Raw genomic sequence first — 15,081 nt, forward strand, 5'->3', positions numbered from 1 at the left:
AAAAATGAAATTAAGAAAAGATAAATTATCGTAAACTATACACTTTACTTTAGTGTCAAAATTATAATAATGACAAAAAATATCAGAATGTATATAACAGTAAAAAGAGTCATATTAAAATGAAAAATATCATTCTTGTAATTTTGATTGCAAACCTTTTATCGGCTTGTGCATTAGCACCAAAGCTAAAACAGCCCAATGATAGGAACCGCGTGCCTATTAATAAAACAATCCCTGCCGAAATCAAGCGAGGAGACAGATGAAAAAGCAATTTATTATAGTAGGAATGGTTACCCTTTTGGGAATGATAAATTTGGCACATGCAAGCAATTTTGATGGAAGTCATTTAGGTAGTAGCGTGCGGCTAAANGTTGGGCTTTTTTAATCGTCAAAAAGAGGAGTGTTAAGGTGAAAAAACGATTTATTACAATAGGAATGATTAGTCTTTTGGCAATGATAGATTTAACTCTAAGGTCTAACTTTAGTTGGGGTTCTGACGCTCAAACTTCAACTATCCAAATCTCTTCCTCAACAGAATATCTGAAAATTATTCAGTTGTTAACAGAAAAAATTAAAGTAACTGAAGAGCAGATCAATAACGCGAAAAAAGTCTATCAATCTATAACAGGAAGTAGAATAACAGAACTAAGAATAAAAGAGGAGGGGAATTTTTTCTTACACGATATGCCTATCTACGCAAAACTAAACCAAAACTACCATAACCTATTTGTGACTGAGTATCCCAATCTCAAAGACATTTCATTTTCTATTTATGCCGAAGAGAAAAGGGCAAACTTTTGGAGCCTTCCGCCAACGATGATGCGGCAAATAATTGATAAGCGTCTTAAATATAGTGGAATTGTCGAAAAAGCTGTAAGCTTGCAAACTTTCAAAGACGTAGAGAAGCGCTTTACGCAAATCATCGATTTCTTAAATGAGATAAATAGAACAACGAATCTAGCGGAAGTTTTCGAGCTACAAACACGCATCAGGAACATGTCATCCATGCTCCAAAATGAATATGCAAAATTACAAATGGTCAGAAATTTACGCGATAATGAAGAGCTCCTTATCGAAATACAAAAACGTAAATTGTATGGAAGAATAGTGAACTTTGAGCACAGCAGTATGCCCAGTGTAAGAATTTAGCGAATAAAGCTCTTTACAACATTTGCTTTTTTCATGAACACAAAAGCTAATTTACAGGGTTCAGTACTATCCCAATAATTCAAAGAGACACAGAGATTTTATCAAAGCCAAGATANGAACCGCGTGCCTATTAATAAAACAATCCCTGCCGAAATCAAGCGAGGAGACAGATGAAAAAGCAATTTATTATAGTAGGAATGGTTACCCTTTTGGGAATACTGAATCTAGCTCCAGCAAATGCAGATGTAGGCGTAAGTTTCGAACCCCCAAAACCACCTAAGGATCCAACTGTAGACTCACCNGATAAATTTGGCACATGCAAGCAATTTTGATGGAAGTCATTTAGGTAGTAGCGTGCGGCTAAATCTTTTAAGGGCACAGATTCTTTCGGAATCACATACTAAACAGAATTCACCTGCTCCATCGCCACCACCTGCTCCATCGCCACAACCTGCTTCACCGCCACAACCTGCTCCATCGCCACCACCTGCTCCATCGCCACCACCTGCTCCATCGCCACAACCTGCTCTATCAGCAGAATATTCGGAAATCCTTCAGCTTTTAAAAAAAGGAGAAATTATTGAGCTCTTAAAAAAGCAGCTTGATTCGAAAAGACAACAACTTTCACAAGTAGAAAAAGCTTATCAGGCTATAACAAAGGATCAGAAAACAAACCCAAAGCAAATAGACTTTTCTAGTTTTTTTCTTAAAGAGCCAGAATTTCTTTATACAGACAGTAAGCTTTCAAGGCAATCATATCAAGAGGTCTTGGAGGAAGAAAACAAAGTTTCTGGGAACTTTGATCAAATCAGCAAAGCTATTTCTGGGCGTTTACAATCTGTATCTGTTCAAGATAAAGCTGTGAGTTTGGAAAGTTTTGAAAACATAGAAAGTCGTTTTCAATACCTCAGAGGACTACTCGATGAGCTTCAAACAAAAGAAAAACTGAAAGACATTGCAGATCTTCAAGCACATATCGATGGTACATTAGCTATGATCCAAAATGAATTTATAAAAATGGAAATGGTAGCGTATTTACATGATGCTGAGCAATCACTTATCAAAAAGAAACGACGCGAACTTGATATGATGTTTTTTAACAATGAAAAAAAACAGATACCGATCATACGATGAACACAAAAGCTAATTTACAGGGTTCAGTACTATCCCAATAATTCAAAGAGACACAGAGATTTTATCAAAGCCAAGATATCGTGGTGAAAATACTTAGGGACTGTATAAATGCAAATGAAGTGTTTAGCATGTATCTATGTTTCAAGGTGATAAAAAGTTGAAAATTCGTTAAAGAGGAATGCCATGAACTTCACTATGTTCACGCAACTTTTCGATAAAATTAACCAGGTANAAATCGTGTGCCTATTAATAAAACAATCCCTGCCGAAATCAAGCGAGGAGACAGATGAAAACAAAACAAGCAAAACCAGTGAAAGCCGAACAACTTAGAAGTTATTATGAAGAAAGCCGTGGCTTAGAACGTGATCTTATCAATGAATTTATAAGGTCGCGCAGAACGGCATGGCGTGTTGCGAGTACTGTGGGTCTTTTTGGCTTATTCGGTATGATATGTGGAGTTGTTGGATTTTCTCAACCAGCTCCAACTCCCTTAGTATTGCGCGTTGATAATACGACAGGTGCAGTTGATGTTATCTCAATCATGCGTGAACACGAAGAAAGCTATGGTGAAGTTGTAGATAGATATTGGCTAAATCAATATGTGCTTAACCGCGAAACTTACGACTACGATACTATTCAACTGAACTATGACACAACAGCACTTTTAAGTGCGGCATCTGTTCAACAAGAATATTATAAAATCTATGATGGAGAAAATGCACGGGACAAAGTGCTTTCCAACAAAGCACGTATCACAGTTAAAGTACGATCAATCCAGCCTAATGGACTCGGTCAAGCAACTGTACGTTTTACGACTCAGCAACTTGACAGCAACGGTGCTGCTACTGGACCAAAACAGCACCAAATTGCAACAATTGGTTACACCTATGTTGGTGCACCCATGAAATCATCTGATCGATTGCTTAACCCCCTTGGTTTTCAAGTAACAAGTTACCGTTCTGACCCAGAAATACTGTTGAATGATTAAGGAATTGATTGTTATGAAAAAACTTGCGTTCGTTGTTCTATTGTCTTCGTTTTCTTCTCTTTATACGGTACCTGTGCAGGCGCTCAAAAGTCCATCAAATTCACAATATGATCACCGCATTCGCTATATAACATATAACGAAGCCGATGTGGTTCAAATTGAAACAGTTCTTGGTGTGGCAACACATATTATTCTTGAAGAAGGTGAACAGTACATAACTCATGCCTTTGGCGATTCTGAAGCCTATGCCTTTGCTCATAAAGGGCGGCATATTTTTATTAAACCAAAAGCAGAACTTGCCAATACCAATCTCATCGTTGTAACCGACAAACGGAGTTATAAATTCCGACTACAATTTCGGAATGACCGTGCGGGATCAACATATGAATTGGCTTTCCATTATCCCGATTCAAACGATGAAAAGTCAGAAGAAAACAATCGACGCCTTGCGATTGAACGTGGTTTTCACCAAAGCGTCAACGGCTATAATCTCAGTTATACCATGAGCGGTCACCAAGATATTGCTCCGATAAATGCTTGGGACAATGGGCGTATTACTTACTTCAAATTTCCCGCTAACATGGATATGCCATCGATTTATGTCGTAGATGCTGAAGGCAATGAAAGCTTAATACCACGCACCGTTATCGGCAGTTCTAATGATATTATCGCCGTTCATAAGGTCAATCCTAAATGGCTCATACGGCTTGGTAAACGCGCTCTAGCTGTTTTTAATGAAGCCTATGACCCCAATGGCGTACCAAACACAACAGGGACAGTATCTTCGGTGGTTTATCGTATCAATAAAGGAGGAAAATGATGTTTGACAATAAGGAAGGAGAGGGAAAAGGTACAAAACTGGACAACGTCGAGCAAAAACATATTGAAGGTGCCTATGGAGGATCCGAACTAGGTTCTGAACGTCGTCCGACAATTCCAGGTACCCGTGCATTGTTAATGGTAGGACTTATTGTCATAGTAGCGATACCGATTGCCTTGACTTGGAAAGCTTTTAAAATGCGTAATACCGTGGAGGTTGAGGAAGAAAAACCACAACAAATAGTACAGCAAATTATACCAAACTATGTCCCTCGGATTATAGAAGAGCCAAAGATTGTAGAAGAAGCAGAAAAATCAACACAAATAGAAGATTCAAACTTGGATATTCCACCGGCCTTGAGTAAACTTCTTCAAACAGCCATTCCTCCACATATGCTCCAAGATTCTGAAGAATTAGCACGCAAACGTATGCTCAGTTCTAGCCTTAACAACGGTGGTAGCGAAGGATCTACAGATACAAATAATAAAGCATCGAATAATGATAGAGGTAATGGCGTATTATTTGATAACCTTCAGCCCGTGCGTTTAGGTCAATCACATGCGATGCAACTTCGTAACCGTGACTTTTTGATTACACAAGGAACGCAAATAGATTGTACGTTAGAAACAAAAATCATTACATCACAACCCGGAATGACGACGTGTCATTTAACACGCGATATTTATTCCACGAGTGGACGTGTTGTTTTGCTTGACCGTGGTTCTAAAGTCGTTGGTTTTTACCAAAGTGGCATACAACAAGGACAAACGCGCGTGTTTGTGCAATGGTTACGCATTGAAACGCCTTCTGGTGTTGTTGTCAATCTTGACTCACCAGGCACAGGTCCTCTGGGTGAAGCGGGTATTGGTGGCTGGGTTGACAGACATTTTTGGGAACGATTTGGTAGTGCAATTATGGTAAGCATTATCGGTGATTTAGGAGAATGGGTAAGAGGAAAAGTTGGTAAAAGCAGCAAAGAAAATAAAGATAACTCACAAAATAAAGGAGCTCAGAATGCTGAATCTATAGCAATCGATGTTCTTCAGAATTCCATCAATATCACACCAACACTTTACAAAAACCAAGGCGAACGAGTAAATATTTTTGTTGCTCGTGATCTGGATTTCAGCGATGTCTACAGTCTCGTCACACGTTAACCCGATACAAAAAGATCAAGCAGTTTTTCAGCTTCTGCAACCGCTTGATTGTTTTTTAGAAGATCCCACGATCACTGAATTATCGATTTGCCGCCCCTGTGAAGTATGGACGAAAAGCTTTAAGGGTTGGCAAGTACATAGCGTACCAGAGTTAACAACCACTTTTTTGCAAACGCTTATTACAGCTATTATCGTTTATAACGGTATGGCTCCCAGAAGTATTAATTATGTGCTCTTGCCTGGTGGGCAACGTGGTACAATTATACAAACACCAGCTGTTGTTGATGGTGCTCTTTCCTTTGTAATTCGTAAACATTCTCTCATAGTTAAGACGTTAGAAGAACTCAAAGAAGAAGGGGCTTTTGACGATTTTTCTGATGTAAGTTTTAATAAGCCTTCAGCAAAAGAAGCCAATAACTTGTTATCGAGGCAGGACTTCACACGGTTGGAACCATTTGAAGTTCAACTCTTACAAAGTAAACGTGAGGGAAAAATTCTTGAATTTTTGGAAAAATGCGTCCTTCACAAACGCAACATTATTATCGCAGGCAAAACAGGATCTGGTAAAACAACATTTGCTCGCTCTTTAATTGAAAAGGTCCCTGTAGAGGAGCGTATTATCACAATTGAAGATGTTCATGAGCTTTTTCTACCCAATCATCCCAATCATGTACATATGATTTATGGTAACAATGTAGGTCGTGTTTCAGCTGAAGAATGCCTAGATGCGTGTATGCGTCAGTCGCCTGACAGAATTTTTCTCGCTGAATTGCGAGGCAATGAAGCATGGGAATATCTCAATTCGCTCAACACTGGTCATCCCGGATCGATTACAACAACGCATGCCAACAGCGCTTTGCAGACATTTGAGCGATGTGCCACCTTGATTAAAAGATCAGAAATTGGCCGGCAACTCGAGTTAGAAATGATAAAAATCGTTCTCTATACAACAGTTGACGTAGTGTTGTTCTTTAAAGATAGAAAACTCTCTGAAGTCTTTTACGACCCGATTTTTGCTAAATCAAAAATCGCTTAAGGGGAGCTTCCTCTCTCGGTAATATGAAGCAAACAAAAATAGCCGTAACTAATTGTTACGGCTATTTATTTAACTTTTCCTATTTTCTTTGCTTCTCCAATGGATTTTCTACACTCTTCATGAAGAAAAAAAGAAAAAAGTTAATAGACAACAACTCTACGAGAAAATCAAATTATACATAAGGCTCTCTCTATTCTCTTGCCTTTGATCATTCTTTCCATTTACCTTTTGAAAAAGTATCTTTGATGCAAAAAAGAAAAAATAGCTGCAAAATAAATATTTAAACAAAAGAAAAGAATAAATTTTGATTCGCCTATCAATGAAAGCTTCGTAAAATAGATACTTTCGATCATCACAAACAATTATCGTCATCAAGACCAAAACTTATCGTTTAAAAATTCTAAGTGCTATTTTCAAGTGATTAATAAATGTGTTTTTTAACCAAACAATCTCCAAATACGGAAAACCTCATACGAAATAAATTATCATTTCAATTTAGCATCCATAAACCACATTCTATTTGGTAATAAAAAGTATAGTGGCATATCAACGTCTTCTTCGGACGAAGAAAGATTCTTAACCTCCAGTTGTTCGTAAACAACCAAATTTCTCTTAAGCAAGCTTTGCTAACCATATCACGTGGCTTATGTCCCTCTCCTAAAGACGATATCCATAGATTACATAAGGTAAGCTCTACTCTGAATATTCCTGCTCTCTTCTCTACACCTCAAAAAGCAAAAATTCCTAAAAGCACAGATCTACAATCACTCTTCTTAAGATGCATCACATTGTCTTATAAAGAGTGTTCATTATTTTGCGTGTTGGATAAAAGATCTTAATACCGTAGGATTCTCTCATTTCAAAGCTGTTTATTAACCAAAACCATGTCTCTTGCACATTATAAGTAAATAAAGCCGTATAGAATGAAACTGTACAAAAAGCACTAAAAATGCCTTTTATAAACCATCCAAAATGCCCAAAATTGTCACAATATTGGGAGTTTGCAAAGTGTCTAATGGCGCCCAACTTGCTCTTTTATGAAGTGTAAAAATGGAGATGCTCTATAAATTTTATATTATTCATCGGGGCTTTACCATTATACCATCCACGAGCTCTGTAGTGAAATAAGCTTAGGCACCTTAAAGAAAGGTTTCTTAAAAACAAGCGTGTAAATTGACAAGCAAAGTGTATTTGGTTCGGGGCGTTCTGTTTTACATAAGGGTTTTGATCTTATTAAAGAACGAGAGAAACAAAAGCGTGAAGCAATGCGTAATCTCTATTATTTAAAAGACATTACTCTAGATGCTTTTAAAAGTCGTAAAGCAGAATTTAAAAATGATGCTAAAATGGAAACTGGTTTGCACCTTTACAGCTTCATATTCTCCTCAAATTAGGAGGCTGTATAGCGACTTTCAAAGATTACGCCAACAGAGATACATAACACTCTTAACTCCCATCTGATAAGTGAAAGCTGCAACAGCAAAAGCTCTTTTAGAAAAACAACGCCATAAAGTCATTAATAAACCGGCAATGAATTGGAGAAATGTTCCAGATTTTTATCGAACACTCTGCAAAGCAACAATAATGATACAACTGGCTTTGCATCTGCTTATTCTTACAGGTGTTCGTACCCATCTCTTGCATCAATTCGTGAAGATCAGATTGAAGAGGATATATGAACAATTCTTGGCTCGAGAATACGAACGGTCTGCGTGATACTACAGGAGATTTCGCATGCCATTATGATCACAAATATTAAAAATTTTAAAATAAGCACGCTTGTTTTTTCGCAATGATTTCTGTTTTCTGTAACCGGTCGTAGTCCTTATTAATGTGAATTTCCTATCACAATATAAGAGAGATTAGACTAAAAACCTGTCCACGTAGATTTCGCTCTCATTTACGTAATTGGCTAACAGACTCCACCTATCACACCTCAAAGGACGAAGCCTCTTAACACGCAAACTAATCTGCAAACAATCCGCCCCCTCGCCTAGCAGATTTCACCTTCTAACCACTCTAATTACCACATCCTAAATACGATAGTGTTTTATGGCACAACAGAATAAATACCAAAACAATGACTGATTATACCGTTAATACTTGGACACCTCTTTTTCATGTTAAGAAATATCTTTTATGCTGAAAAATAAAAAACACTTTTACTGCTTAAACAACTTTCTTAAGCATACATACAAGAACAATGAAATACCCTAACATAATAAATAAGATCTAAACCTAGAAATCTCTATTTTTTATAGATAAAAACATATAAAATCAAAACCTCCGAAACTCGTCAAAATACAACATATTTTCTTTGATTATTGAATTTATTCAACTCAAACGAACCTACAAACACCGCTTATTCCACATTCGCAACATGTGTTCTTAGAATTCTTACTATCGTTTTCTAAATTTTTAGAGAAACCTATAAATTTGCTATTTTTCAAACGTCTTATCTGCTCTTTAATGAATTTAAATCTATGACGTTACAATAATTTTAAATTACTTCCCCCTGAACTGTATGATCTATCTCTACAATAGATAGGGATTTTACGTTCTCCATTTTTTAAGAACTATAAATTTTGTTTTTTAATGCTATTAACAATCCAATCTTTAAAATAAAAAATATGACCTTTAAATATATAAATGATGTTATCAAAAATTCCTAATCCTGAATATTCGCAATATTTTCGATATTATAATAAACGTATCGTAAAATGACAAACTGTCATAATGATCACTTCTTTGTATTTCATATGAATAATTTACATGCGTTATAATATTTGTATCAGCATTTATTTTTTGTGCTATATTTATACAGAGTGATCTTTTTTATAAAAAATGATCAATTGAATCTGCGTCAAAGTATAAATTATGATGCGAATTTAATAAAAATAAAAACACATGGCATATTGATTTTATTGTTTTTACATAGAACGCTATTTAAAGTATAGTTTACTCGAAAGACTAATGCCTTTTTAAAGGCAATAATAACTATACTAACCGCCTTATAGAAGCCAATAAATTTTTAGAGATTAAGCCTCAAAGAGGCACAAAAAACACGCACAATTTTCTATTTTTCTTTTTACTGTTCATTAATCGGTTAATTTTCAAAGATAATATTCAACTATGAGTTTTCTGCTCAGCCATTGCAAGAATTGCTTAAATTTTTAGGGATTACTTCACTTTTAGAATGATGATAGCTACTGCGCCCCCATAAGCAGCCGATCTTCTTTTAGAGATTTAATTGCTAAAAGGAGATACAATTTCCCACCTTGCGCTTTATTTTGATCAATCAGTAAATTTTCAAAGGCGGCGTTCAACCATGAGTTTTTTAATTTCAGCAATCGCTTTCGCTGGATTTAATCCCTTTGGACAAGTTTGCGCACAATTCATAATCGTATGGCAACGATAAAGGCGGAAAGGATCTTCTAAATTATCAAGACGTTCACCACACATCTCATCACGTGAATCCGCAATCCAGCGATAAGCTTGAAGCAAAACAGCGGGGCCCAAATAACGATCACCGTTCCACCAATAACTTGGACATGAAGTCTGACAACACGCACACAAAATACATTCATAAAGGCCATCGATTTTTTGGCGATCGGAGTGACTTTGTAACCATTCTTTTGCAGGTTCAGGAGAAACTGTTTGCAACCAAGGCTCAATGACTCGGTGTTGTGCATAAAAACGCTTTAAATCAGGAACCAAATCTTTAACAACCGGCATGGAAGGCAACGGATAGACCTTAATGGGATGTTTTACATCATCCATCCCTTTGGTACAAGCTAATGTATTGGTTCCATCAATATTCATCGCACATGAACCACAGATGCCTTCACGGCATGATCGACGAAGTGTCAAAGTTGGATCAATATGGTTTTTAATAAACAAAAGCCCATCAAGAATCATAGGACCACAAGCAGAACGATCCACATAATAAGTATCTAAATGAGGATTTTCCTCATCATCAGGCGACCAACGATACACGTGAAATTCCGTCAGCTTTGTAGCACCTTCAGGTTTAGGCCAAACCTTTCCCGGTTTTACTTGAGAATTTTTGGGAAGCTTAATTTGTACCATATTTCATTCTCCCCTTAATAAACCCGTTTTTTAGGTGCAATGCGCTTTAAATCGATCCCACCATCAGCTTCAGATGTTAACGGGTCCACATGGACAGGTCGATATGATAATGTCACCTTACCCTCTTTTGACAAATGTGAAATCGTATGTTTACGCCAGTTTTTATCATCACGCTCTGGATAATCTTCACGAGCGTGAGCGCCACGGCTTTCTGAACGTGCTTCGGCAGAATGAACAGTCATGATTGCATTCGCCATGAGATTTTCAAGCTCTAATGTTTCAACCAAATCAGAATTCCATATCAGAGAACGATCTGTGACTTTGAGATCCGACAATTCCCCCCAGATTTTATTCATCCGTTGACATCCCTGTTTCAAAGAATCTTCTGTACGGAAGACTGCTGCATCTTCTTGCATCGTGCGTTGCATTTTTTCACGCAATACAGCTGTTGGTATTGCCCCTTGTGCAAAACGTAAACGATCAAAACGCGCTATAATTTCGTCAACAGCTTCTTCATTGATGGGTGGAATTTCTGCATTCCGATCAATAACTTCACCCGCGCGAATGGCAGCAGCACGACCAAACACCACAAGATCAATTAATGAATTTGACCCCAAGCGATTAGCACCATGAACAGAAGCACATCCTGCTTCTCCTACCGCCATCAGCCCTGGTTGAATACGATCAGGCGAATCAGCCGTTGGATTGAGAACTTCCCCGTAGTAATTGGTAGGAATCCCACCCATATTATAATGAACCGTTGGTAAGATGGGGATAGGCTCTTTTGTTACATCCACCCCTGCAAAAATCCGTGCTGATTCTGAAATCCCTGGTAAACGCTCATGCAAGATTGCAGGATCAATATGATTGAGAACCAAATGAATATGATCCTTCTTAGGTCCAACGCCACGCCCTTCACGAATTTCAAGTGTGATACAACGCGAAACCAAGTCACGTGAAGCCAAATCCTTAAAGGAAGGTGCATAACGCTCCATAAAGCGTTCACCTTCAGAATTGATTAAATAGCCTCCTTCACCACGAGCTCCTTCTGTAATTAAGCAGCCAGAACCGTAAATCCCTGTCGGATGGAATTGCACAAACTCCATATCCTGAAGTGGCAATCCAGCACGTGCGATCATTCCACCACCATCACCCGTACAGGTATGCGCCGATGTCGCAGAAAAATAAGCGCGTCCATAACCACCGGTTGCAAGAACAACCATTTTGGCAGAAAAACGATGTATTGTACCATCATCGAGATTCCATGCCACAACCCCCGTACAAACCCCATCCGTCATGATGAGATCGAGTGCAAAATATTCAATAAAAAATTGCGCATTATGCTTTAAGCTTTGTCCATAAAGCGTATGCAAAATGGCATGGCCTGTACGGTCAGCTGCTGCGCAAGTACGCTGAACAGGTGGACCTTCACCAAATTGTGTCGTATGTCCACCAAAAGGACGCTGATAAATTTTGCCTTCTTGCGTTCGCGAAAAAGGAACGCCATAATGTTCTAATTCATACACAGCAGCAGGAGCATTACGCACCAAATATTCCATTGCATCGGTATCGCCCAACCAATCAGAACCTTTCACGGTATCATATAAATGCCACTGCCAATTGTCAGGTCCCATATTTGAAAGCGATGCAGCAATTCCCCCTTGTGCTGCAACCGTATGTGAGCGCGTTGGAAAAACCTTCGTAATACAAGCTGTCTTTAATCCTTGTTCTGCCATACCCAGTGTCGCACGTAATCCTGCACCACCTGCCCCAACAACAACAACATCAAATTTATGATCTACAGTGCGATAAGGGGCGTTACCTGCTTTAGCGCCCAGAGATGATCCTGTACCCGCCATACTTGTTTAACCCCCTAATGCAATTTTCAAAAGAGAAAAAATAATGATACCACCTATGAGAAAACAAAATAAAATATTTAACGTCAAAAAGAATATCCGAAAACCTTCACGTGGAATATAATCTTCAATCACCACCTGCATACCAAGTTTCATATGATAAAGGACCGAAAAAGTCATCAATCCCATCAAAATAGCAACAATAGGATGTGCAAGCCGTGCACGCACAATACTATAATCCTTGCCCACAAGCGAAAGAATAAGAACAATAAAAAATATCAAAAGTGGTAGATTGATAAACCCCGTCAAACGTTCTAGCCAAAAATGCTCTGTTCCTTCATGAGCACTGCCACGCCCCCGTACTTTTCCAAGTTCCGTTCGAAAATCTTTTTTCATGTCTCTTTTCACCCCCAGCTAAACAACGGTATATCCAATAATCCAAATCGCAAAAGTAACAATAAGAGAAATAAAAACTGTCGCCCAAGCAGTGACTGTTGCCTTTTCTTTTGCCAAAAGGCAAGGCTTCAGATCCCAAACAATGTGGCGAACACCACCAACCATGTGATGAACCCCTGCCAAAGTATAAAGAAACAAAATACACAATCCAAACCAAGAACTATAAATTTCGTAAACTGTTCTAAATGTCTCCTCGCCACACGCAATAGCAATTAACCAAACAGCAAGAAAAACCGTTCCAACATAAAGTGCCATACCCGTAATGCGGTGTGCAATGGACATGGCCATAGTAATTGTCCAACGATAAATACTTATATGAGGGGAACGAGGGCGCTCTTTTATCCTAGTTGTCTCTATCATAAAATATCCTGACCTGGTTTTTGCAACCGCAATGAACGAGAAAGTTCGCGCAAAACGACTAAACATACTCTCTCGTTTTTACTTGTTTGGCATCTCAAGATACCGATATTACAGGTCGGTTGTCTCAAATAACGGATTAAAGGTCACGCATAAAAAAACCGATTACTCTCCGGATATGATCCGCAAAACTCGCCTTAATCTAATACACTTTTATCTTCACGTCAAAGGTCTAAAATCTTTTCCAAATATAAACAGACATTTTTTCAGATTAAACTTATCCTTTTGAGTATCCACGATATATGCAATGGTCTCTTAAATTGCACCCATAATTAAGAATAAAAAGAGGAAAAATTGATAGATTGAACATTTTTATGTCCACTCCAAGCCCTTTAAAAGGCAAAACGAATCAAGAAAGACACAAATAAGCGGCATAAAAGCCGCTTTTGCATAAAGTTTAGCCGATATAATCTTTACTCAGAAACTTTCTTTTCAACATCTGTGCTGACAGATGCTGCTTCTACTTTCTCAACAACCTTTTCAGCTTTTTTCCGATAATCTCTCTTTTCAGCGATACGTGCAGCTTTACCTCTCAAGCCACGTAGATAATAGAGTTTTGCACGGCGCACTTTACCACGGCGCACCAGCTCAACACCTTCAATCAAAGGAGAATAAACAGGAAATACCCTCTCCACCCCTTCACCATAAGAAATCTTGCGTACTGTAAAGGTCTCATTCAACCCACCGCCTGAACGCGCAATACAGACACCTTCATAAGCCTGAACACGCGTCCGTGTACCTTCTGTCACACGCACCATAACACGGACTGTATCTCCTGGCTGAAATGCTGGAAATTGGCGCTTTTCTTCAATTTTTGCACATTGTTCAGCTTCAAGCTGTGCGATAATATTCATTTCTTTTATCCTTCATGTTCTTTATCGAACAGTCAGAGCGCTCAACTCTTACCAAAAAAGCCTTTATTAAGAATAAGGAGCTCTTTAGGCTATGTCTTACACAGGAGCGAATACACCATTCCTTCATTTTAATTTTGGAACTACAGAAAACCTTTTATAAAAAACTCTCTAAAAAGAGAGCCATGCAATACACCACCTTATCATATGAATCAAGTTTTCTGATGATTTTTATTATAACGCGCATAAAGATCAGGGCGACGTTGACGTGTTAACAATTCGGCTTGGCTTTGACGCCAATCTGCGATCGCTTTGTGATGACCTGAGAGCAATACAGGCGGAATACCCCGCCCTTCGAAAAGAGAAGGGCGGGTATATTGCGGATGTTCCAGCAAGTCATTTTCAAAACTTTCACACCTTGCAGAAGCTGCATTCCCCATCACTCCAGGCAGAAGACGTATAATAGCATCTAAGATAACCAATGCAGCTGTTTCACCCCCTGAAAGAATATAATCACCAATAGAAACTTCTTCTAATTCTCGTGCTTCTATGACTCGCTCATCAACCCCTTCAAAACGTCCACAAACTAACGTTACACCCGTATCACGAGCCAAGCTATGCGCGTAAGCTTGGTCAAAAGGGCGTCCACGTGGACTCATCAACAATCTTGGCGAATCCTGTGGACAGCAATCAAGAGCAGCCGCCAATACATCCGCCCGCATTACCATACCAGCTCCCCCACCAGCAGGTTTATCATCAACGCTATGGTGTTTGTCTAAAGCAAAATCCCTAATCTGTACCGTCTCCAGTGACCAAATTCCACGCTCTAAAGCTTGCCCTGCTAAAGAATACCCTAAAAAACCAGGAAACATTTCAGGATAAAGGGTTAAAACGCGCGCCTGAAACTTCATTTTATTTCTTATCCTTATTTTCTTAAACAGACTCTTAATAGCAAAAATAGCACAAACAAGACTTTTAACGCTATAGCGTTAATTTGAGTCTCCTTGATCTGCGCCATATTCAATACGATCCTTCTAAATACTTGCACTAAAAAAGACTCTAAAAATTCAGGACTATTTCGAGATAAAGTGCTTACAATATCTGCTCAAAAGAGCATTTTTAATATTT

At 38.4% G+C, this 15,081-nt stretch carries 13 protein-coding genes; 7 read left to right on the top strand and 6 right to left on the bottom strand.

Annotated elements, in window-relative coordinates; genetic code table 11:
• The first annotated feature begins 119 nt into the window (after positions 1 to 119).
• The 7 genes from ACFIME_RS07475 to virB11 all read left to right on the top strand — a co-directional run bounded on the left by ACFIME_RS07475 (position 120) and on the right by virB11 (position 6,284).
• On the top strand, positions 120 to 263 hold the full coding sequence (locus tag ACFIME_RS07475; RefSeq protein ID WP_015857026.1) for a hypothetical protein: 144 nt from the start codon (positions 120 to 122) through the stop codon (positions 261 to 263).
• Between the two features lie 145 nt (positions 264 to 408).
• Entirely contained in the window at positions 409 to 1,149 is a 741-nt protein-coding gene (locus ACFIME_RS07480) for a type IV secretion system protein (protein WP_375684742.1), read from the top strand.
• Between the two features lie 354 nt (positions 1,150 to 1,503).
• Positions 1,504 to 2,283, top strand: a complete 780-nt coding sequence (locus ACFIME_RS07485) for a type IV secretion system protein (protein ID WP_375684743.1) — start codon at positions 1,504 to 1,506, stop codon at positions 2,281 to 2,283.
• Between the two features lie 286 nt (positions 2,284 to 2,569).
• Positions 2,570 to 3,271, top strand: a complete 702-nt coding sequence (locus ACFIME_RS07490) for a virB8 family protein (protein WP_375606007.1) — start codon at positions 2,570 to 2,572, stop codon at positions 3,269 to 3,271.
• Between the two features lie 13 nt (positions 3,272 to 3,284).
• The gene (virB9, locus tag ACFIME_RS07495; RefSeq protein ID WP_375606008.1) at positions 3,285 to 4,091 is read left to right on the top strand and encodes a P-type conjugative transfer protein VirB9; all 807 of its coding nucleotides are present in this window, start codon (positions 3,285 to 3,287) and stop codon (positions 4,089 to 4,091) included.
• Positions 4,091 to 5,248 carry a type IV secretion system protein VirB10 gene (gene virB10, locus ACFIME_RS07500; RefSeq protein WP_375618344.1) on the top strand — a complete coding sequence of 386 codons (1,158 nt, stop codon included), beginning with the start codon at positions 4,091 to 4,093 and terminating at the stop codon, positions 5,246 to 5,248. The genes virB9 and virB10 overlap by 1 nt, the downstream gene beginning before the upstream one ends.
• Positions 5,223 to 6,284 carry a P-type DNA transfer ATPase VirB11 gene (gene virB11, locus ACFIME_RS07505; protein ID WP_375634367.1) on the top strand — a complete coding sequence of 354 codons (1,062 nt, stop codon included), beginning with the start codon at positions 5,223 to 5,225 and terminating at the stop codon, positions 6,282 to 6,284. The genes virB10 and virB11 overlap by 26 nt, the downstream gene beginning before the upstream one ends.
• 3,309 nt (positions 6,285 to 9,593) lie before the next feature.
• Here the strand turns inward: virB11 and ACFIME_RS07510 are convergent.
• From ACFIME_RS07510 to trmD, 6 genes are all read right to left on the bottom strand, one after another.
• On the bottom strand, positions 9,594 to 10,373 hold the full coding sequence (locus ACFIME_RS07510; RefSeq protein WP_005774220.1) for a succinate dehydrogenase iron-sulfur subunit: 780 nt from the start codon (positions 10,371 to 10,373) through the stop codon (positions 9,594 to 9,596).
• 14 nt (positions 10,374 to 10,387) lie between these two features.
• The gene (gene sdhA, locus ACFIME_RS07515; RefSeq protein WP_375620955.1) at positions 10,388 to 12,232 is read right to left on the bottom strand and encodes a succinate dehydrogenase flavoprotein subunit; all 1,845 of its coding nucleotides are present in this window, start codon (positions 12,230 to 12,232) and stop codon (positions 10,388 to 10,390) included.
• A gap of 6 nt (positions 12,233 to 12,238) precedes the next feature.
• The gene (sdhD, locus tag ACFIME_RS07520; protein ID WP_375612246.1) at positions 12,239 to 12,625 is read right to left on the bottom strand and encodes a succinate dehydrogenase, hydrophobic membrane anchor protein; all 387 of its coding nucleotides are present in this window, start codon (positions 12,623 to 12,625) and stop codon (positions 12,239 to 12,241) included.
• 18 nt (positions 12,626 to 12,643) lie between these two features.
• On the bottom strand, positions 12,644 to 13,045 hold the full coding sequence (gene sdhC, locus ACFIME_RS07525; protein WP_375606014.1) for a succinate dehydrogenase, cytochrome b556 subunit: 402 nt from the start codon (positions 13,043 to 13,045) through the stop codon (positions 12,644 to 12,646).
• Positions 13,046 to 13,515: 470 nt separating this feature from the next.
• A complete protein-coding gene (gene rplS / locus ACFIME_RS07530; protein WP_375662046.1) occupies positions 13,516 to 13,956 on the bottom strand; it encodes a 50S ribosomal protein L19 in 441 nt (146 codons plus the stop codon).
• Positions 13,957 to 14,165: 209 nt separating this feature from the next.
• Positions 14,166 to 14,864, bottom strand: a complete 699-nt coding sequence (gene trmD / locus ACFIME_RS07535) for a tRNA (guanosine(37)-N1)-methyltransferase TrmD (protein ID WP_375612244.1) — start codon at positions 14,862 to 14,864, stop codon at positions 14,166 to 14,168.
• Positions 14,865 to 15,081 lie beyond the last annotated feature (217 nt).

This window comes from Bartonella sp. AP1QHHD (genome assembly GCF_042196265.1).
GTDB lineage: Bacteria > Pseudomonadota > Alphaproteobacteria > Rhizobiales > Rhizobiaceae > Bartonella.